Origin of the sequence: Eubacterium sp. AF17-7 (assembly GCF_003461285.1) — a bacterium.
In the GTDB taxonomy this organism is placed as follows: domain Bacteria; phylum Bacillota; class Clostridia; order Lachnospirales; family Lachnospiraceae; genus Eubacterium_U; species Eubacterium_U album.
Genome location: NZ_QTWU01000001.1, coordinates 538,439 through 558,970 on the forward strand (window position 1 = coordinate 538,439; position 20,532 = coordinate 558,970).

Annotated in this window: 18 protein-coding genes; 16 read left to right on the forward strand and 2 right to left on the reverse strand. The window is 32.5% G+C overall.

Annotation, left to right across the window (positions count from 1 at the left end; all coding sequences use genetic code 11):
* Nucleotides 1–68 precede the first annotated feature (68 nt).
* Both DWW96_RS02230 and DWW96_RS02235 read right to left on the reverse strand, forming a co-directional pair.
* On the reverse strand, nt 69–908 hold the full coding sequence (locus DWW96_RS02230; protein ID WP_117908727.1) for a PD-(D/E)XK nuclease family transposase: 840 nt from the start codon (nt 906–908) through the stop codon (nt 69–71).
* Nucleotides 909–1,242: 334 nt separating this feature from the next.
* Nucleotides 1,243–1,890, reverse strand: a complete 648-nt coding sequence (locus DWW96_RS02235) for an orotate phosphoribosyltransferase (protein ID WP_117908729.1) — start codon at nt 1,888–1,890, stop codon at nt 1,243–1,245.
* A gap of 407 nt (nt 1,891–2,297) precedes the next feature.
* Here DWW96_RS02235 and gatC point away from each other — a divergent pair, with 407 nt between their 5' ends.
* The 16 genes from gatC (at nt 2,298) to DWW96_RS02315 (ending at nt 20,471) form a co-directional block, all read left to right on the forward strand.
* Nucleotides 2,298–2,591 (forward strand): Asp-tRNA(Asn)/Glu-tRNA(Gln) amidotransferase subunit GatC, encoded by a 294-nt coding sequence (gatC, locus tag DWW96_RS02240; protein WP_022089739.1) that lies wholly within the window; start codon nt 2,298–2,300, stop codon nt 2,589–2,591.
* Between the two features lie 32 nt (nt 2,592–2,623).
* A complete protein-coding gene (gatA, locus tag DWW96_RS02245; RefSeq protein WP_117908731.1) occupies nt 2,624–4,090 on the forward strand; it encodes an Asp-tRNA(Asn)/Glu-tRNA(Gln) amidotransferase subunit GatA in 1,467 nt (488 codons plus the stop codon).
* 12 nt (nt 4,091–4,102) lie between these two features.
* Complete coding sequence (gene gatB, locus DWW96_RS02250) at nt 4,103–5,530, forward strand: Asp-tRNA(Asn)/Glu-tRNA(Gln) amidotransferase subunit GatB (RefSeq protein ID WP_117908733.1); 1,428 nt, start codon at nt 4,103–4,105, stop codon at nt 5,528–5,530.
* A gap of 67 nt (nt 5,531–5,597) precedes the next feature.
* A complete protein-coding gene (gene purF, locus DWW96_RS02255; protein ID WP_022089742.1) occupies nt 5,598–7,040 on the forward strand; it encodes an amidophosphoribosyltransferase in 1,443 nt (480 codons plus the stop codon).
* Nucleotides 7,041–7,063: 23 nt separating this feature from the next.
* Nucleotides 7,064–8,494 carry an adenylosuccinate lyase gene (purB, locus tag DWW96_RS02260; RefSeq protein WP_022089743.1) on the forward strand — a complete coding sequence of 477 codons (1,431 nt, stop codon included), beginning with the start codon at nt 7,064–7,066 and terminating at the stop codon, nt 8,492–8,494.
* Between the two features lie 130 nt (nt 8,495–8,624).
* Entirely contained in the window at nt 8,625–9,881 is a 1,257-nt protein-coding gene (locus DWW96_RS02265; RefSeq protein ID WP_117908735.1) for an FKBP-type peptidyl-prolyl cis-trans isomerase, read from the forward strand.
* Nucleotides 9,882–9,913: 32 nt separating this feature from the next.
* On the forward strand, nt 9,914–11,086 hold the full coding sequence (locus DWW96_RS02270; RefSeq protein ID WP_022089745.1) for an FKBP-type peptidyl-prolyl cis-trans isomerase: 1,173 nt from the start codon (nt 9,914–9,916) through the stop codon (nt 11,084–11,086).
* Nucleotides 11,087–11,110: 24 nt separating this feature from the next.
* On the forward strand, nt 11,111–13,048 hold the full coding sequence (locus DWW96_RS02275) for a DUF2142 domain-containing protein (RefSeq protein WP_117908737.1): 1,938 nt from the start codon (nt 11,111–11,113) through the stop codon (nt 13,046–13,048).
* Nucleotides 13,049–13,095: 47 nt separating this feature from the next.
* The gene (locus DWW96_RS02280; protein WP_117908739.1) at nt 13,096–14,535 is read left to right on the forward strand and encodes a solute carrier family 23 protein; all 1,440 of its coding nucleotides are present in this window, start codon (nt 13,096–13,098) and stop codon (nt 14,533–14,535) included.
* Nucleotides 14,536–14,947: 412 nt separating this feature from the next.
* Nucleotides 14,948–15,547 (forward strand): C39 family peptidase, encoded by a 600-nt coding sequence (locus DWW96_RS02285; RefSeq protein ID WP_158574507.1) that lies wholly within the window; start codon nt 14,948–14,950, stop codon nt 15,545–15,547.
* Nucleotides 15,548–15,552: 5 nt separating this feature from the next.
* A complete protein-coding gene (locus tag DWW96_RS02290; protein ID WP_022089749.1) occupies nt 15,553–16,029 on the forward strand; it encodes a hypothetical protein in 477 nt (158 codons plus the stop codon).
* Nucleotides 16,030–16,351: 322 nt separating this feature from the next.
* Nucleotides 16,352–16,939: a hypothetical protein gene (locus DWW96_RS02295; RefSeq protein WP_022089750.1), complete on the forward strand. Its 588-nt coding sequence runs from the start codon at nt 16,352–16,354 to the stop codon at nt 16,937–16,939.
* Nucleotides 16,926–17,231 (forward strand): transcriptional regulator, encoded by a 306-nt coding sequence (locus DWW96_RS02300; protein ID WP_022089751.1) that lies wholly within the window; start codon nt 16,926–16,928, stop codon nt 17,229–17,231. The genes DWW96_RS02295 and DWW96_RS02300 overlap by 14 nt, the downstream gene beginning before the upstream one ends.
* 271 nt (nt 17,232–17,502) lie before the next feature.
* Entirely contained in the window at nt 17,503–18,156 is a 654-nt protein-coding gene (locus DWW96_RS02305; RefSeq protein ID WP_022089752.1) for a response regulator transcription factor, read from the forward strand.
* Nucleotides 18,157–18,251: 95 nt separating this feature from the next.
* A complete protein-coding gene (locus DWW96_RS02310; protein WP_117908744.1) occupies nt 18,252–19,679 on the forward strand; it encodes a HAMP domain-containing sensor histidine kinase in 1,428 nt (475 codons plus the stop codon).
* Nucleotides 19,680–20,471: a hypothetical protein gene (locus DWW96_RS02315; RefSeq protein ID WP_117908745.1), complete on the forward strand. Its 792-nt coding sequence runs from the start codon at nt 19,680–19,682 to the stop codon at nt 20,469–20,471. It abuts the gene before it with no gap.
* Nucleotides 20,472–20,532: the final 61 nt, after the last annotated feature.

Here is a 20,532-nt window from a genome sequence, read left to right on the forward strand (position 1 = left end):
GTGACGATGTTAAGCCGTATTAATTATCATAGAAAACCTGAACTTAGAAAAAATTACACCATTCATATTTAAACTCTTGTAACCTGTTCTTCTAATTCTTTTAATTCGTCAATTGATAATGTGGGAACATATGTAGCAATTTCATCAAGGGACATTTTGCCGATTTTTATCATCCGTTCTGCAGTTTCTTTCGCAGTTGCCTTAGCAGTTTCTTTTGCAACTTCATTTCTCATATCTTCTAATATTTGTGACATAGATGCAACACCTTCTTTCTCTTCTTTGAAATATCTTGCTTTTTTTGCTAATTCTTTATAATTCATATCGTTAGGATTTGTACATGAAAAATCATGCATGAGTCTTCCAATCGCATCATTTCCCTGATATGCTCCATTAACATATATTATATGAGAGCCATCACCAAAAAGTTTCTTTTCGCCTTCCATCACAACGTATCTGTCTATATGATATAAAGGTTGATTTCCATGCATAACATCATTTTCTGTAATGAAAATCACATAACTATCGGGCATGTTATCAGTACTCTCACCAGGCTTTAATATATGAGCGTCTAACAGGCTGCTGTTATAACGGGCTCTTTTGGAACCTGCACCTTTATTAGCTCTTTGAATTTCAATATCAAATTTTCTACCGGTACTGTCTGATGCATGCACATCTAATACAGCAGAGCGTCCTTGTAGATTTTTAAGAGGATCCTGTGTCTTTATAGACTTAATAATAATATCATCTTGGTTCAATATTATTCTAAGTATTAGTTCAACAGCTTCGAAGTTATCTTCTAAGCATACTGTCATAAAATCATCATCTATATATCGTAGAGCCTGTAGGCGTTCTAAATCTTTATTGTTTTGTAGTTGTTCACTTATGCTCAATCTTTTATTACCTTTCATTATAATTGTTCTTTTGTTCATTGACAACTATATAAAAATCTAAATTATGCAGAAATAATACTTTATTACGTAGATAATTTGATTTATACCATAGTTTTCACCGATTGTACACATACTGTATGTGTACAACTAATTATACATCACAATTTATCAAAATGTCAATAACAACAATATGTTGCGTATTACTAGCCGGAATAATATTAAATATTAGCAGAGAAAAATAAGATTTTACATAAAAAGGTATTGCATTTAGTCGATGCAATACCCTTAAAATATTATTACTATTCAGTTTTATATTTCGTATAGTAGTCTGACCTTTAATGCAAAGATTACATTATAATTCACTATACCCATATCCATTAACGATGGCTTCAATTTTCTCATTTGCCTTGCACATAGGGCAATCATTGTGAGAGTAAATGTTGTATCCCGGAATATCATCTGCCTTAAACAGAGAATCGATGTGGTAACCGTCAACGTTATCAACGGCACTGAATATAGCAGATATACCCTGAAGAATTCCACCATAGTAGGAAACACATTCAATACAATTCTTTACAGTAGTTCCGGTACTTGCAGAAGCAAGCAATAAAAGAACATTTCTATTCTTAATTTCATGCTTAAGATTATCCCTAAATATCATAAGGCCGTTAGAATCATATTCAGGTGAAATAACATAAATTGTCTTGTGTGCATTCATAGATAATACTCCGGCCTTAGTAAGTTCGCTTGCTAAGAAAGCTCCAATGACCTCGCATCCGTCCATACATACGATTGTGTCAATAGGTTTCCCCATAACGTTGTAGTAATCCTTCATTGCGACTGCAATCTGCTCAGCTTCACGTTGTCTTGTTTTCATTGTAGTCATATCAAGATAATGACTAACGTGTGAATGAGTAGTAGCAAAATGTCCCTTTATAACTTTAAGGGCAATGTTAGGATTTTTTGAAGCATAATATTTTACAATTCTTCCCTCGTCCATAATGTGTCTACCTCCTTGTAGTAACAGAGCATTATGCTCTTTATTATTTATAAAATCTGAGAAATTGTTTCTACTCAAATTTATTTGTCTCCGCTCAAAAATATACTAATATTATACATCACAAAGCTGACAAATGAAATAATTAAGTGTAATTTAAAGGTTAAAAATCGTTATTAATTTAGTGGAAATCTTTAATGGAAGAATGATAAAACCTGCATTATGAATAAAAATGAAGAAATTCGTGAAACTATTTGCAAGTAATACGGTGATTATGCTATATTGAAGAGTAGATGTTTATGGTTTAATGGGGTAAGTCTGTATATTTAATATAAAAGTTAATTTATTTGAATAAAACAGATTGTTCATTATAATAACCATAACTTAAAGGAATGCTAGAGGAGGAAGATATGGCAAATATAATTTCAGACGAGACAATAGAGTATGTTGGAATTTTAGCAAAGCTTGAACTTTCAGATGATGAGAAAGAAAAAGCAAAGAGTGATATGGGCAGAATGCTTGATTATATTGATATGTTAAATCAGTTAGATACAAGTAATGTTGAGCCGATGAGCCACATATTCCCTGTAAACAATGTATTTAGAGAAGACGTTGTTGTAAACGGTGATGACAGAGAAAATATTCTTGCAAATGCACCGGAGGAAAGAGGCGGAGCATTTGTTGTTCCAAAGACAGTAGAATAATTTACTTACAGCAAATGAAAGGATATAGTGTTATGAATTTAATGAGTTTAACAGCCGTTGAACTTGGGAAAAAGATTAAAAGCGGCGAGGTTAAAGTTGTAGATGCGGTAAATGATGCATTTGCCCATATAGAAAAGCAGGACAAGACAATTAATAGTTTTGTTACTGTAACGAATAAAGAAGAGGCATTAAAGAAAGCTGAAGAAGTTCAGAAGTTAATTGACGAAGGAAAACTGACAGGACCATTAGCAGGCGTACCGGTGGCAATTAAGGATAATATGTGTACTAAAGGGATGCTTACAACTTGTAGTTCTAAGATTTTAGGAAACTTTGTTCCTACTTATACAGCTACAGCAGTTGAAAATCTTGAAAAAGCAGGAGCAGTTATAATTGGAAAGACTAACATGGATGAATTTGCTATGGGAAGTACTACAGAGACATCTGCATTTGGAGCAACAAAGAATCCTTGGAACACAGAACATGTACCGGGTGGTTCATCAGGTGGCTCATGTACAGCTGTTGCATCAGAAGAATGCTCATATGCTTTAGGTTCAGATACAGGTGGATCAATCAGACAGCCAAGTTCATTCTGTGGAGTAACAGGAATTAAACCAACATACGGAACAGTTTCACGTTATGGATTAATTGCTTATGGTTCATCATTAGACCAGATTGGACCTGTTGCTAAGGACGTTACTGATGTAGCAACAATACTTGAAACAATTGCAAGTCATGATGAAAAAGATTCAACATCAGTTAAGAGAGATGACTACAATTTCACTGAAGCATTAGTTGATGATGTTAAAGGATTAAAGATTGGTATCCCTAAAGACTACTTTGGTGATGGATTAGATAAAGAAGTAAAAGATTCTATTTTAAATGCAGTAGAAGTTTTAAAGAGTAAAGGCGCAATCGTAGAAGAATTTGATTTAAGCCTTGTTGAATATGCAATTCCTGCATATTACGTAATTGCCAGTGCGGAAGCAAGTTCAAACCTTGAAAGATTTGACGGTGTAAAATACGGATACAGAACACAGGAATATGAAGGCCTTCATAACATGTATAAAAAGACACGTTCAGAAGGTTTTGGTGAAGAAGTTAAGCGTAGAATTATGCTTGGTTCATTCGTATTAAGCAGTGGATATTATGATGCGTACTATTTAAAAGCATTAAGAACAAAAGCTTTAATTAAAAAGGCATTTGATGAAGCATTCGCTAAATATGATGTTATCATCGCACCGGCTGCACCTACAACAGCTCCTAAGATTGGAAGCAGTCTTGCTGACCCAATTAAGATGTATCTTGGAGATATTTATACAATATCAGTTAACTTAGCAGGTCTTCCTGGAATTACAGTTCCTTGTGGAAAGGATTCTAACGGACTTCCGATAGGAATGCAGATTATTGGAGACTGCTTTAAGGAAAAGACAATCATAAGAGCAGCATATGCTTATGAACAGACAAGAGAATATGAGCATTGCCCATTAGTAGAAGCATAAGGAGTGAAGTAAATGAAACAGTACGAAACAGTCATTGGACTTGAAGTTCATGTAGAATTAGCAACAAAAACAAAGATTTTTTGCTCCTGTTCAACAGAATTCGGAGGAGCACCAAATACACATACATGTCCTGTCTGTACAGGAATGCCGGGTTCACTTCCTGTATTAAATAAGCAGGTTGTTGAATATGCAGCAGCAGTAGGACTTGCAACAAATTGTACAATCACACAGAATTGTAAATTTGACAGAAAGAATTATTTTTATCCTGATAATCCACAGAATTATCAGATTTCACAGTTATATCTTCCAATCTGTAGAGACGGATATGTAGAAATTGAAACAGAAGAAGGAAAGAAAAAAGTAAGAATCCATGAGATTCATATGGAAGAAGATGCAGGTAAGCTTGTACATGATGATTGGGCTGACTGCTCATTAGTAGACTTTAACCGTTCAGGTGTACCTCTTATTGAAATCGTATCAGAACCTGATATGCGTTCAGCAGAAGAAGTAATTGCATACCTTGAAAAATTGCGTATGATAATTCAGTATTTAGGAGCTTCTGACTGTAAGTTAAATGAGGGTTCAATGAGAGCTGACGTTAACCTTTCAGTAAGAGAAGTTGGAGCAGCTGAATTTGGAACAAGGACAGAAACAAAGAACCTTAACTCATTTAAGGCAATTGCAAGAGCAATTGAAAATGAAAGAGAAAGACAGATTGATTTATTAGAATCAGGACAGGAAGTTGTTCAGGAAACAAGAAGATGGGACGATACAAAAGAGTATTCTTATGCAATGCGTTCAAAAGAAGATGCACAGGATTACAGATATTTTCCGGACCCTGATTTGGTTCCAATCAATATCAGTGATGAATGGTTAGAAAGATTAAAGTCAGAACAGCCTGAATTCAGAGATGAAAAGAAAGAAAGATACATTGAGGAATATGGACTTCCTGAATATGACGCAAATCTTTTAACGTTATATAAGCCTTTAACAGTTTTATTAGAAGCAGCAGTTGCTAATGGAAGCAAACCAAAAGAAGCCAGCAACTGGTTGATGGTAGAAACAATGCGTCTTGTAAAGGAAAAAGGAATTGAACCTGACGAGGTTAAATTCTCTGCCGAAAACTTTAGTAAGTTCTTAAAACTTATTGATGACAACGTAATTAACAAAACAGTTGCCAAAGAAGTATTTGAGGCAATGTTTAATGATGACATAGACCCTGAAAAATATGTAGATGAACATGAATTGAAGATGGACAACAATACAGATGACCTTAAGAAGATAATCGAGGAAGTCATTGCTAACAACCCTAAGGCAGTTGCAGATTATCAGGGTGGAAATCAGAAGGCGATTGGAGCATTAGTAGGTCAGACAATGAAAGCTACACAGGGTAAGGCTAATCCGCAGATGATAAATCAGATGCTTAGAGAGTTGCTATAGTTGTCGCATTGATATATAATGCAATGGAAAAATATAAAAGTTAGTATACGTAGGTGGAGAAAAGAAAATGAATAGTATCGAGCTTCAACAAAATTGGGAAGATGATGGACTGCATGAAGAATGTGGTGTGTTTGGTATGTATGATTTAGATGGCAATGATGTTGCATCATCAATTTATTATGGATTATTTGCATTGCAGCACAGAGGACAGGAAAGCTGTGGTATTTCTGTATCAGACACGTTTGGACCTAGAAAAGTGGATTTGTTAAAAGGAATGGGACTTGTAAATGAAGTATTTAACAGCGAAAATTTGTCAAAACTTCACGGAAATATCGGTGTAGGACATGTTCGTTATTCTACAGCAGGTGAAAGTATTCCTAGTAATGCACAGCCACTTGTAATCAATTATGTTAAAGGAACATTGATGCTTGCTCACAATGGTAATTTGATTAATGCAAATGAACTTCGTGATGAGTTAGCATATACAGGAGCAATTTTCCAAACAACAATTGATTCGGAAGTTATTGCTTATCTTGTTGCAAGGGAAAGAATTAATGCAAAGACAGCACAGGAAGCAGTTACAAATGCGATGAAGAAATTAAAAGGTGCTTATGCACTCGTAATTTCAAGTCCTCGAAAACTTATTGGTGCAAGAGACCCATTTGGTTTTAAACCATTATGTATTGGCAAAAGGGACAATGCTTATATTTTAGCATCTGAAACATGTGCCCTTGATACAATTGGTGCTGAATTTGTAAGAGATGTACTTCCGGGAGAAGTTGTAACTATTGACAAGGATGGAATTAAATCAGATACATCAATGTGTCTTCCTAAGGCAAAAGAAGCAAGATGTGTATTTGAATATATTTACTTTGCAAGACCGGACAGCAATTTTGATGGAGTGAGTGTATATCATTCAAGAATTATGGCAGGAAGATTCCTTGCTATGGATTCACCGGTTGAAGCAGATGTTGTTGTGGGTGTACCTGAATCAGGAAATGCAGCAGCCATGGGTTATGCAATGGAATCAGGAATCCCTTACGGAACAGCATTTGTCAAAAACAGTTATGTTGGTCGTACATTTATTAAACCTCAGCAAAAGAGCAGGGAATCAAGTGTTAGAATTAAATTAAATGTTTTAAAAGAGGCAGTTTGTGGTAAACGGGTAATAATGATTGATGATTCAATTGTAAGAGGAACCACAAGTGATAGAATTGTTCAGATGTTAAAGGATGCAGGTGCCACAGAGGTACATGTAAGAATCAGTTCACCACCATTCTTATATGAATGTTATTTTGGAACTGATATACCATCAAGAGATCAGTTGATTGCCCACAATAGAACAATAGAAGAAATCAACGAAATAATCGGTGCAGATTCATTAGGATACCTTAGAGTTGAAAGATTAAAAGAAATCGCAGGCGGACTTGGAATTTGCACAGGATGTTTTGATGAAAAATATCCAATGGAGCCACCAAAAGAGGATATCCGTGGAGAATATATAAAATAAGGTCAAATGTTAAGGAGGAATTTATGAACGACAGATACCAAAGCCCATTATCAGAAAGATATGCAAGTAAGGAAATGCAGTATATTTTTTCACCTGATATGAAGTTTAAAACATGGAGAAAATTATGGATTGCATTAGCAGAATCTGAAATGGAATTAGGATTAAACATTACACAGGAACAGATTGATGAACTTAAGGCTCATGCAGATGACATTAACTATGATGTAGCAAAAGAAAGAGAAAAATTAGTTCGTCATGACGTAATGTCTCATGTTTATGCTTATGGTCAGCAGTGCCCTAAGGCAAAGGGAATTATCCATTTAGGAGCAACATCATGTTACGTTGGTGATAACACAGATATAATTATAATGACAGAAGCATTAAAGCTTGTTAGAAAAAAATTAATTAACGTAATCAATGAACTTGCTAAATTTGCTGATAAATATAAATCTCAGCCTACATTGGCTTTTACACATTTTCAGCCTGCACAGCCTACAACAGTAGGTAAGAGAGCAACATTATGGTTAATGGAATTAAAATTAGATTTGGATGATTTAAATTACATGATTGACAGCATGATGTTGTTAGGTTCTAAAGGAACAACAGGAACACAGGCAAGTTTCCTTGAATTATTTGAAGGAGACCATGAAAAGATTAAAGAACTTGAAAATAAGATTGCAAAGAAAATGGGATTTGAAAAATGCTTTCCTGTTTCAGGACAGACTTATTCAAGAAAGATGGATACAAGAGTATTAAACGTTGTTGCAGGAATCGCAGCAAGTGCTCATAAATTCTCAAATGATATTCGTTTGTTACAGCATTTGAAGGAAATTGAAGAACCATTTGAAAAGAATCAGATAGGTTCATCAGCAATGGCTTACAAGAGAAATCCTATGAGAAGTGAAAGAATCGCATCTCTTGCAAATTATGTTATGGTTACAGCATTAAATCCGGCTATTACATCAGCAACACAGTGGTTTGAAAGAACATTAGATGATTCAGCAAATAAGAGATTAAGCGTTCCGGAATGCTTCCTTGCTATCGATGGAATTCTTGATTTATACTTAAATGTAGTAGATGGTTTAGTTGTATATCCAAAGGTTATTGAAAAGAGACTTATGAGTGAACTTCCGTTCATGGCAACAGAAAACATTATGATGGATGCCGTTAAAGCAGGTGGAGACCGTCAGGAAATGCACGAAAAGATTCGTACACTTTCAATGGAAGCAGGAAAGAACGTTAAGGAAAAAGGCTTAGACAACAATTTACTTGAACTTATTGCAAATGACCCATCATTTAACATGAGTTTAGAAGATTTACAGAAGACAATGGACCCAAGTAAGTATGTAGGACGTTCACCTGAACAAGTTGAAGAATTCTTGAGAGATGAAATTCAGCCAATTCTTGATGCAAATAAAGAAATCTTAGGATTAACAGCAACAATTAACGTATAAATTTAATTGTGACGTAATTGTGAATAAGTAATAAAGTCTTTAAATATTAAATAAAATGTGATAAAATCGGTTGTATGTGTGTGACACGAAATACAACTGATTTTTTCAGTTATGAAAAGAGGAGAACAAGATGTTTAAGAAAAGTTTAGCAGTGGCAATGGCTGTGATGATGACAGTATCATTAGCAGGATGTGCCGCAGGGGAAAAGATAGCAGACGCTACAGGAAAGAGAAGCGACTATGATAAATGTAAATCAAGTTACTATGGAACAGTTAAGTTAGCTGATTACGATGAATTTGAAATATACTCAGATGAAGTTAGTATTTCAGATGATGATGTAGATAGTGAAATTAACTCAGTGCTTGAATCAGATAAGTCATACGAAGATACAGATGAAACAGATGTTACAGATAAGTCAATTGTTGACATCAGTTATGTTGGAACAATTAAGGTAAAGAAAAAAGATTTTGCATTTGATGGTGGTACAGCAGATAACCAGACATTAGATATTGCAAACAGCTCATATATTGAAGGATTTGCTGAAGGTTTAGTTGGACATAAAGTAGGAGAAAAGGTTGAATTAAACTTAACATTCCCTGAAAACTATACAAATTCAACAAAAGATGCTGATGGTAAAGAACTTAAATTAGCAGGAAAGAAAGTTAAATTTGAAGTAACAATTAATAAGATTGTAAAAGAAGTTACACCTGAACTTACAGATGATTATGTAAAGAAGAATTTAAAAGACAAATATGGTGTAGAAACAGCCGACGGCTTAAAAGAGTATTTTAAGAATCAGTTAGAAATTTCAAAAGTTGGAAGTACAAATGCATTAGCTGATTACGTTGAAAAATGTGATGTTAAAGTAGATGAAGATGGTGTAAAGAAAGAGGTTGATAAACAACTTTCAAGCTTTAAGGATACATTAGAACAGCAGTCAATGACAATGGATGATTACCTTACACAGTATGGTAATGGAGAATCAGAAGCAGATTTAAAGAAAAAGATAAAAGAAAGCATTACAAATCAGTTTAAGACATACGCGGTTATTTGTGCAGTAGTTGAAAAATCAGGAACAGTATTAAAAGAAGAAAGATACAATAAATGGTTAAAGCAGATTGCAGCACAGAGCAAGTATGAAAAGGTTGATGACTTTATCAGTGTTTATGAACAGTACTATAAATCATATTACGGACAGGAAATTGATGCCGAAGATACATTTACAATTCAGTGCACATATCTTGACGCAATGGAAATCTTAATTGATAAAGGAAATGTTAAGGAAGGTACAAGACCTGAAGAAACAACAACAGAAGAAGCAACAACAGCAGCAGAAGATGCATCAGTAGAAGAGACAACAGAGGCAGAAGAAACAACAGCTGAATAATTGGTGGGATTACTATAAAGGAGCGTATTACAATGAAAAAGGCTATAGCATTAACACTTACATTAGCAATGGCAGTAACAATGGCAGGTTGTGGTAATAACCAGAAGGGAACTGTTACCAGTGCCAGTGGTAAAAAGATTTCAACAGATTTAATAAAGGGTTCAATTAAACTTGCTGATTACAAAGGATTAGAAGTTTATGAAGATGAAATTAAAGTTGAAGATACAGAAGTTCAGAGTCAGATAGACAACCTTTTAAAAGAAAAGCAGGACAGCAATGTAGTTACAAAGGGTAAGGTTGTAGAATCTGATACAGTTAATATTGACTATACAGGAACAATTAAGTTAAATGGCGAAGATTTCAAATTTGACGGTGGTTCAGCAACTAATTATGATTTAGACATTGACAACAGTCAGTTTATAGATGGATTTGCAGAAGGGCTTGTAGGACATAAAGTTGGTGAAGAAGTAACTCTTAACCTTAAATTCCCTAAAGATTATTCACAGACATCTAAGGATGCAGACGGCAATGAATTAACTCTTGCAGGAAAGAAAGTCAAATTTGTAGTAAAGATTAATTCAAGAAAAGTTCTTCCTGAACTTACTGATAAATTTGTAAAAAAGAATTACAAAAAACAGTACGGAACAAAGACAGTAGATGAATTAAAGAGCTATATAAGCAATCAGCTTAGAACAAATAAAATTGTAAATGCAGTATTTAGTGATTATGTTGATAAATGTGATGTTGCAGCTTACGATGAAAAAGAAGTTGAAAGCATAGAAGATTTCAATAACAGCGCAATGGCTTCACGTCTTCAGTCTAAGTACAAGACAAATCTTGACACATATCTTAAAGCATGCAAGATGTCAAAGAAAGACTGGAACAAGAAGATGGAAGATTCAGCACAAAAAACTGCTAAGCAGGCAATGGTAATTGAAGGAATTGCAATTAGTGAAGGCCTTTGGGCATCAGAGAAAGATTACAATGCAGGACTTAAGAAAGTAGCTACATCAATGGGATATAAGTCTGTTGATGAATTAGAATCATATTTTACACAGTATCAGGCATACTATGGACAGGTTATTATTAAAGAATCAGTTGCATTTAACGAAGCTGTAAATCAGCTTATCGCAGATAATGCAAAAATATTAGAAGGTTCAAGACCGGCAGACGAGACAACAACAGAAGAAACAACAGCTGAGTAGAATAAATAAGGTTAAGGAAGTTAGATGAAGAATATATCATTAGAAAAAGTTAAGCCTCAGATTCGAATTATTTTAGAAATTGCATTTGCAATAATTATTGCAGTTGTAATTGAATTTGGGATGAACTATCCTTCCCTGACAAAAAGCTATGAAGCAGTTTTGTTTAGCAATTCAGGTGAAGTGAATGAAGATGGCGATTTAGTTTATTCACAGAATATGGACAAGGCTGTTTACGTAAACAAATTAAAAATTAAAGCTGAGACTTTGGAGAAAAATTCATATACGGTAGTGGCTACCGTTGTTAATGATTTTGGAAAGACAAAGTCAGTTGAAATTACAGATAAGGCATACCCGGAATTCGGGTATGCCTATACGAATGTTAGGGAGAAAGTTTCAAAACTCCAGGTAATATTTACTTCTCCGGAAAAAATCAATGTAAGTGAGATATCATATTCAAACAAGGCGAATTTTAATGGCTATAGAATGGCATTTTTTGCTTTAGTTATTTTCTTAGGCCTGATATTAATTTTTGAAAGAGAAATATATTTGAAAAAAGTCCAGATTTTCTATCTTATATTTGCACTTGGATTTGGAAGTCTGATTATTATGGCTTCAGGTCCTGTGTCAACGACATGGGATGAAGAAGTTCATTATAATTCAATTTACACATTAAATTTTCATCAGAAAGTTAAGTGGAATGAAGCATCAAAGTTAAATTGCACAAGAGAGGCTCCGGTAGCAAATACAAGAGAAGAGCTTAAAATGTTAAACAAGTACATGAATAACATTTCTAATAATGCATTAAAACAGCAGAAACCGGTTGGACTTATCAATAAAGGATATATAGTTTATCTGCCGATGATTGTAAGTTATCATATTTGTGAGGCGATAGGATTGCCTTATACGATGCAGTATACAATTGGAAGATTTGGAAATCTTATATTCTGTGCATTGCTTAATTGCTTTGTTATTTATGTGGCAAGGAGAAAGAAGTTACTTGTTGCTACATTAGCATTAATGCCTACTTTATTATTTCAGGCAAGTTTATACACTTATGATGGAGTAATATTTGCATGTATGAATCTTGGATTTGTACTTTGGATGAATTTAATGGATGATACAAATAATGACAAAGAAACTACATGGAAGCAGATTGCAATTGTGGCAGTATTGCTTGGCATAGGATGTATTGCGAAACCTGTATATTTTCCTGTTATGATTTTAATGGTTCCTATATTGTGGAAAATGATAAAGGACAGAGTAAAAGAATCTGCTAATGGAAAGAGGACAATAGCTCTTATAACAGTTGCAGTAATTGTAGTGTGTATGGTTATGGCACTAATTTCCATGAGACATGTAATCATAAATTTATTACATGGTAATTCAGGTTATGGTGGAGATACCAGAGGTGGAAATACGGGAATTATAGGTCAGTTAGTTTCAATAATTAAGCATCCTATAGCATTTATTAAGATGTTCATTCATGAGATATTTACTTTTGATAATTTTAGAAACTTTGGAGATAAGACTAAAAACCAGTTTTTACCAAGTAATTTAATGTTTTTAAATTTATATGGACTTGGAATGCTAAAAGATGCATGGTCATTTGTTCTATTACCTGTTCTTGCAATGTTGTTTTTAACAAATACAGATGATGAACAAAATGAACCTAAAAATATAAAGACAATTAGAGTTGTAAATGGAATTGCAGTTGTATGTAGTGTGGCTTTGGTATGGATCGCTATGTATTTGGCATTTACACCTATTGGAGCGGATGCAATAGAAGGAGTTCAGGCAAGATATTTTATACCGCTTTTGCTTCCGGCTGCGTACACTTTATGGAATAACAGAATTCAGATAAAGGTATCAAAGCAGCGATATTATCAAATTGTGCTAGGAGCGGCATTGGCGTTAGCCGGTGTGTGCTTTTATCAAACATTAATCTTAGGGAGGTTAATGTAGAAGTGCTGAATATTATTTCAGCGTTATATAAACTTTAGGAGGAAAAAATGAACAAAAACGAGAAAAACACAATTGGTGAATACGGTATTTACGATGCCAGTGTTCTTGGAGTACCAAAGATGCTTGTACTTGGTTTACAGCATACTTTCGCTATGTTTGGCGCAACAGTATTAGTTCCGCTTCTTACAGGGTTGGATGTTGCAACAACATTATTGATGGCAGGTTTAGGAACTTTATTATTCCACTTTATTACAGGTAGAAAAGTTCCTGCATTCCTTGGCTCATCATTCGCCTTTTTAGGTGGATATGCAGCTGTAGCTGGATTGAAGCCTGAAGGCTCAGATATTAATATGCTTCCATATGCATGCTTAGGTGTTGCTGTGGCAGGTCTTTTATATTTGGTAGTTGCAGCATTGTTTGCAATATTTGATATAAAGAAGATTATGAAATTTTTCCCACCTGTTGTAACAGGACCAATTATTGTATCAATCGGTTTAAGTCTTGCAGGAAGTGCAGTTTCAAACTGTCAGACAAACTGGGTTATTGCTTTAATTGCATTAGGTGCAGTAATTGTATTTAACATTTGGGGAAGAGGAATGGCAAAAATCCTTCCAATTCTTTTAGGTGTATTAGTAGCAATTGTAATAGCAGTTATTTTAGCTATCACAACAGGAAGCCATGTATGGGTTGATGGAAATGAATATGTGGCAATGTTTGGAAATCCAAACTTCTTATTAGTATCAATTGATAAATGGATTAACTTTAAAAATGCAGCTTGGATTGGATTACCAATTCATGGTAATGAAATTGTATTTGGTAATGTGCCGGATGCTAAATTAGCAGTAAGTGCAATTATCGCTGTTGTTCCAATCGCTATTGCAACAATGATGGAACATATCGGAGATATTTCAGCAATCAGTGCAACAACAGAAAGAAACTTCCTTGCTAAGCCTGGTCTTAAGAGAACATTAGTAGGAGATGGTCTTGCAACAACTCTTTCAGCTTTATTTGGTGGACCGGCTAACACAACATATGGTGAAAACACAGGTGTTCTTGCTTTAACAAAGGTTTATGATCCAAAGGTAGTTGAAATTGCAGCAGTATTTTCAATCTTACTTTCATTCTCACCAAAGGTAGCAGCAGGAATTAACCTTTTACCAACAGGTATTATCGGTGGTATTTCATTTGTACTTTACGGAATGATTTCAAGTATCGGTATCAGAAACATGGTAGAAAATAAAGTTGATTTAACAAAGAGCAGAAACCTTATGGTTGCCGCAATTATTTTAGTATGTGCATTAGGTATTACATCAATTGACTTCTCAATCGGAAACTTTGATATTAGCCTTACATCACTTGCAGTTGCCGCAATCGCAGGTATTTTATTAAATGCAATTCTTCCTGGAAATGACTATGAATTTAATGATGAAGAATTAGTTGAAAAAGAAATTGAAGAAGTTGCAGCACAAAAGACTGAACAGAAATAGAAACGCAGAAAAATAGATTACAGATAAATTAAAACCTTCAAAATGGGAGAAATCTTATTTTGAAGGTTTTTTATTTTGTAAAGTATGCTTTTTTGTACAAATAAAGAAATATACCGATTTTGACTTCAGTATTTGTATTGTTATATATAGGCAATGTAATTTTTAATTAAATTGATAAATCATTTTATTATATTAATGAAAAAAAGGATATATTTATTATTATTTATTATTACACGAATAATAAAATATAAAATATACAAATATATCATAGAAGAAAGCATTTGTTGACAAAAATATTGTTAATGATATAATTGAATTAAAAATATATAGTAACAGGAGGTAAGAATATAATGAAAGAAAAATTGTATGGAGCGAAGAAGGTTTATTTAAAAGCTATTTGTTAAAAATGAATATGAATAAAAAAATTGATTACATAATAAAAGGGATAAATATAAAAAATGATACTAATAGTGGAACTATTAGTTGTGAAATAGCTGATAAGGCGACATATACCCCGGAATTTCTCAATACAGCAAGTAATGTAGTTGTATGTGGATTGTTTAATCAACAAGGGCAAGGAAAATATGGATTATGTTGGGCGGCATCTGTTGCAACTATAGTAAACTATAGAAATGGAACGGCATATACAGCTAAAAATGTTGCGGATAGAATGGGAATAGAATATAATACAGGTGGAACATTAGAAAATGCGTCTTTAGCATTAAATCTATATGGAGTTATGTATAAGGCAATATATAACCAAATTAGTTGGACTCTGGTAAAAAAGAATATTGATCAGAAGAGACCTATTTATGTTGCAGCAACTTCGAGTGGAAACGGACATGCGGTTGCATGTTTTGGATATAAAGTTAATAATCAGAAAAAGTATGTATATTTTTGGAATCCTGGTACACAGAGTACTTCTATTGTATTATACAAAACGGCCGGAACAACGTTTTCATATAATAATAGTGTATGGACTTGGAAATATACAGCTGCTAGAAATGGATAAGAGTAATGAAGATAAAAGTATATATATTTGGTATAATAATTATAGTTGGATATTTACTCACAGCATGTAGTAATGATGAAATAAATACAAAAAATGAAAAAACTGATAAAAATAATATTCTTAACAATAAAGAATATAATAAGATTGTTTATTGGATAGGTGGGCAAGGTATTGAAATAACTGATAAAGTAGATGTAGAAAATATAGTAGAGATTTTATCAACTGTTCCGGTGGAACGTAAAGAAAAAGCAGAAGAACGGGCAGGTGGAATTTTCTTGGATTTAATAAGTGATGGTAATCAAGAGGAAAGAATAGTAATATTAAGCGATTATATTTCTTACAATAATGAATATTATTATACAAAATATGATGTTATTCCAAGTGTTGAAGAAATTATTGAAGATGAAGCAAAAAAAAATGGACTAGAATATTTATTTGAAGATACATCGACTGGTCATCAGGGGAAAAAGAAAGTTAAGTAAATAATTTATATAATATATTTCATAAAAATAAGATAAGTATTATATTTTTATATATTATATGAATTATAAAAAAATAGTTTAAGATAACAAAAATAGATAATGTTAATATTTGTAAAAAAGATAATCGATTCGTATAATTGATTATCTTTTTTCTTGACAATTTTACAATATAACTTTAAAATAAAAATAACTTTATAATATAAAGTGAATGAAAGGAGAAGGTATGGAATTAACGCAAAAAAGAATTTACAAAGATATTGAGGAAATTAAGAACACAATTTAATGTTCAAAAAGAAACTATACAGGGCCATATAAGTTATTTTTGCTATATGGAATATTACAGGGAGTTTTATTAGTACTAAATTTATTTAGTGCGGTAATATGGGGTGCAAGTGACAATGGAGCAATGTTCAATTTCGCATCACAAATGATATGCTCAGCAATTATTGGTATATTTTATTTCCTAATATACAAGAATGAAAGAAGGGCAAGTAATAGATACTATTTATCAACTCTTAGTATCTGGGGAATATTAGCAATATCAACACCATTTATATTGTTTGCAACAAGATTAGTGCTGGCTTTAAGTAAAAGTGAATTGGTAACTGATAACTTAGTATTCTTAACAGATTATGAGAACTTAATTAATATAGTGTTAGTTTGCATTGCAATAATTACTGTTGGATATATAGTAAACAAAAGAGGGTTAGTGGGATTGGCAATTTTAATTCTGTTTTGTTTTATAACTATTAAAGTATTGCCAACTGTAAATATTTATATTAAATTAAATTTGGATAACCAATTACAAATAAGCATATCCTCCATATTTTATTGTGTAGTTAATATATTTGGATATATCGGTCTAGGTTTAATATTGTTACGTCAGGAGAAAAAAAGTGCAAATATCTAATATACCGGAAGCATTTAGTTTATCGATAAGATTAAAGTTAATAAGTTGTTTGCTTAATGGAGAAAAGACTTTTAAAGAATTAAAGCAGATTACAAAAGCTACAGATGGTAATATCAGTGTGCAATTATCCAAATTGGAAGAATGGGGATATATTGAATCGAAAAAAACTATATGCGGAAAAAGACCTAAAACAAGTTATAAGATAACAGAATTTGGAATAGAACAATTTGAAGCCTATGTTAATTTATTAGAGAAAATACTCAATGGTACTTTTATTAATAATACAGAGTGATTCATGGAAAATTGTATAAGTAAATAAGATTCTTACTAAACATTAATAGTGGTTATAATAGAAAAATAAAAACAGATAGTTGTTACAGTGTGCCAATCTTCAAAAGTTAGAACAGAAGCTAACGATTGAAAGGTGGCACTTCGTAATAAAGACTATCTGTTTTTATTTTTCTAAAGTATGCTTTTTTGATGGCGTTTTGATGTATAATTAATTTCAAAATATACGAAAAATACATAAAATGCAAGAAAGCATGGCAGGAGTAATATAACAAATGATTAATATATTAGTAGTCGAAGATGATAAACCAATTTCAGATTTAATAAAGATGAGTTTAAAAAGAGTGGGGTATTTATGTGATACAGCATTAGATGGTGAAATTGCAATAGATAAAATAAATGAAAAAACATATGATTTAATTTTATTGGATATTATGTTACCTAAAGTAAATGGTTTTGAAATTTTAGAATATATAGAACCACGTAAAATACCTGTAATTTTTCTGACAGCAAAAAATTCAGTTGAGGATAAGGTTAGAGGACTTAGAATGGGAGCAGAAGATTATATAGTAAAACCATTTGAAACAACAGAATTGTTGGCAAGAGTTGACGTTGTACTTAGAAGATATAATAAGACAGACAATGTAATTAATATAGCAGGATTGCAGATAGACATGATTTCAATGAAAGTGAGCCGCGATGGAAAGGAAATTTTGCTGACACCAAAGGAATATAATATACTGTTATTATTTGCACATAATCCAAATGTGGCACTTTATAGGGAAACAATATATGAGAGAGTTTGGGGAGAAGAATACGAATATGGTACAAAAACTGTTGATTTGCATATACAAAGATTGCGAAAAAAAGTTGGATGGCAGAAAGAATTAAAAGCAGTTAATAAAGTAGGATATAGATTAGAAGTATAGAACAAATTTAAAATAAAAGCAGGACTAGGTTACAAATGAAAAATATATTTTTAATCAAAGAAGTATAGATAAAGGATAAAGATTGGAATAACGGAATGAAATTTAGAACCAAAGTAGTTGTATGCATGATAAGTATACTTTCAATTATATTTGGTGCAGGCTCAAGTGCACTGATTTTGAACTCATTTAACAGCGCATTGGATAGGGAAAAGAAAAGTGCAATCCAGTCATATGAAATGATATTAAATACACTAAAAGTAGTAAATGGTGTAGAAGCGTGGGCTGACAGCAAAGATATATCAAATACAATTAAGGAAATGTCAACTCAAAGAAATACATCATGGGCTGGAATACATATTTATACAGAAAAAAATGAATTGTATAAAGATGGAAAAATGAAAGATAAATCGGGAAGTTTATTAGAAAGTACAAAATCAAAGAAAAATGTCGACGAGAAAAGTTGCATTACAAAAGTAATAGCAGGAAATGATAAAGAAAAATATCTTAAAGTTTCAGGGGCATTAAAAGTAGGAAAAGAAAAATGTTATTTAGATGTAGCATATGATATTTCACCGATATATGAAGAAAGGGATAAACTACAGCAAATATATTATGAAGTATTTGCAATAATGATTGCTTTATGTGGAATACTTTCGTACAGCAATTCATTTATAATGACAAGACCATTAGTAAGATTGTCAAGAACATCAAAAGCAATTGCCGCAGGTAATATTTCGTATCGTTCAAGAATAAAGACAAAAGATGAAATAGGAACAATGGCAAGGGAATTTGATAAAATGGCGGACAAACTGGAAAATAATATAATTGAATTGAAGGATACAATGGAAAGTCAGAATCAGTTTATAGGAAATTTTACTCATGAACTAAAGACGCCTATGACCTCAATTATAGGATATGCGGATTTGTTACGAAGTCAGGCACTGACAATGGATGAACAGGTAGAAGCAGCAAATTATATTTTTTCAGAGGGCAAGAGATTAGAAAGATTGTCACTAAAACTATTGGACATATTTGTAACTGAAAATAGTGAGGTGAAATTGGTTTTAGTTTCGCCGGGGAAAATAGTTGAACAGTTAGTAGAAAATCTTAAAGCTGATTATTTGAAAAGAAATATTGCATTAAAATATAACTATGAAAAAGGAGTCTGCCTGTTAGAACCAGACCTTGTGCGTTCCCTTATAATTAATTTAATGGATAATAGTAGAAAAGCAATGACTGATAACGGGCATGGTATAATTAGTGTAGAAGTTAAAATGACAGATAATGGTTGTTCAATTATCGTAAAGGATAATGGAAAAGGAATGCCGCCGGAAGCATTACAACACATAACAGAAGCTTTTTATAGAGTTGATAAATCACGTTCAAGAAAACAGGGTGGAGCCGGATTAGGATTGGCGCTGTGTGCAAAAATTGTAGAAGTTCATAATGGCGATATTAAATTTGAAAGTAAAGAAAATGAAGGAACAACTGTAACGGTAGAACTGAAGGGAGGAAGAGCATAAATGTGGTATAGAATTAAAACAATAGCTTTGGTTGCCATAATGATAACTGTAGGTGCTCTTTTCCCAAAAACAGTTTTAACATATCAGGATAAAATTCTTCAGGGAAAAGTATCTAAATATAACATAAATCAAATTGAATTTAAAACTGAGAATGAAATATTTAATATATTAAACAATATATCAAATAATAATTTTTACTATTCGCGTGAAATAGTAAGTGGTATGGAAAAAAGCAGAGCTGAAATATATGAACAGGAAAAATCATTTTTGAAAATTATAAAAGAATATTGTTCTTCAGATTTAGACTTTGAGAATATAAAGTATCATAATGAATCAGCAGATTTATATATAGAAGACTCACAAAATTCAATATATGTAAACGATAATTTGAATTATGGAATATCAGGAACATCCAATGCAACTGCTAGTGATGAGAACAAAAAAAATAGTAAGATGCAGAAAAAAATTATGAGTGAAGCAACTGCAACTAAAATGGTTATATGGAATTGTAATTTAGAAGGTATTGAGGGAATTAGTATAAACATGCAGATAGAGGATGCAACAGGGCTTGTATGTGGATTTTCAATAGATTATGAAAATGTAGAATATACACCATTTATTACTGATGTAGAAGAATTTGTAAAAGCACTTGGAAAATATTATGGAGTGGAAGCGCAAATTAATAATAAAAATTACGGGCAGATAGAAATAATGTTATCTGATAATAATTCAAAAAAACAAATTATAGTGTATATGAATACCGATAAATACGGAGTTTATTTTAATCAGTAAATGATGCCAAAACGATGCCAAAACATAGCCGTTTTTTAGAAACACTTTACTATGATGATTT

What these genes read in the sequence shown, in the direction of transcription:
- DWW96_RS02280 (WP_117908739.1), top strand. Translation starts at nt 13,096, where the DNA reads ATGAACAAAAACGAGAAAAACACAATTGGTGAATACGGTATTTACGAT.
- purF (WP_022089742.1), top strand. Translation starts at nt 5,598, where the DNA reads ATGAATAGTATCGAGCTTCAACAAAATTGGGAAGATGATGGACTGCAT.
- DWW96_RS02285 (WP_158574507.1), top strand. Translation starts at nt 14,948, where the DNA reads ATGAATAAAAAAATTGATTACATAATAAAAGGGATAAATATAAAAAAT.
- DWW96_RS02290 (WP_022089749.1), top strand. Translation starts at nt 15,553, where the DNA reads ATGAAGATAAAAGTATATATATTTGGTATAATAATTATAGTTGGATAT.
- DWW96_RS02305 (WP_022089752.1), top strand. Translation starts at nt 17,503, where the DNA reads ATGATTAATATATTAGTAGTCGAAGATGATAAACCAATTTCAGATTTA.
- DWW96_RS02230 (WP_117908727.1), bottom strand. Translation starts at nt 908, where the DNA reads ATGAAAGGTAATAAAAGATTGAGCATAAGTGAACAACTACAAAACAAT.
- DWW96_RS02265 (WP_117908735.1), top strand. Translation starts at nt 8,625, where the DNA reads ATGTTTAAGAAAAGTTTAGCAGTGGCAATGGCTGTGATGATGACAGTA.
- DWW96_RS02275 (WP_117908737.1), top strand. Translation starts at nt 11,111, where the DNA reads ATGAAGAATATATCATTAGAAAAAGTTAAGCCTCAGATTCGAATTATT.
- gatA (WP_117908731.1), top strand. Translation starts at nt 2,624, where the DNA reads ATGAATTTAATGAGTTTAACAGCCGTTGAACTTGGGAAAAAGATTAAA.
- gatB (WP_117908733.1), top strand. Translation starts at nt 4,103, where the DNA reads ATGAAACAGTACGAAACAGTCATTGGACTTGAAGTTCATGTAGAATTA.
- DWW96_RS02270 (WP_022089745.1), top strand. Translation starts at nt 9,914, where the DNA reads ATGAAAAAGGCTATAGCATTAACACTTACATTAGCAATGGCAGTAACA.
- DWW96_RS02315 (WP_117908745.1), top strand. Translation starts at nt 19,680, where the DNA reads ATGTGGTATAGAATTAAAACAATAGCTTTGGTTGCCATAATGATAACT.
- gatC (WP_022089739.1), top strand. Translation starts at nt 2,298, where the DNA reads ATGGCAAATATAATTTCAGACGAGACAATAGAGTATGTTGGAATTTTA.
- DWW96_RS02235 (WP_117908729.1), bottom strand. Translation starts at nt 1,890, where the DNA reads ATGGACGAGGGAAGAATTGTAAAATATTATGCTTCAAAAAATCCTAAC.
- DWW96_RS02310 (WP_117908744.1), top strand. Translation starts at nt 18,252, where the DNA reads ATGAAATTTAGAACCAAAGTAGTTGTATGCATGATAAGTATACTTTCA.
- purB (WP_022089743.1), top strand. Translation starts at nt 7,064, where the DNA reads ATGAACGACAGATACCAAAGCCCATTATCAGAAAGATATGCAAGTAAG.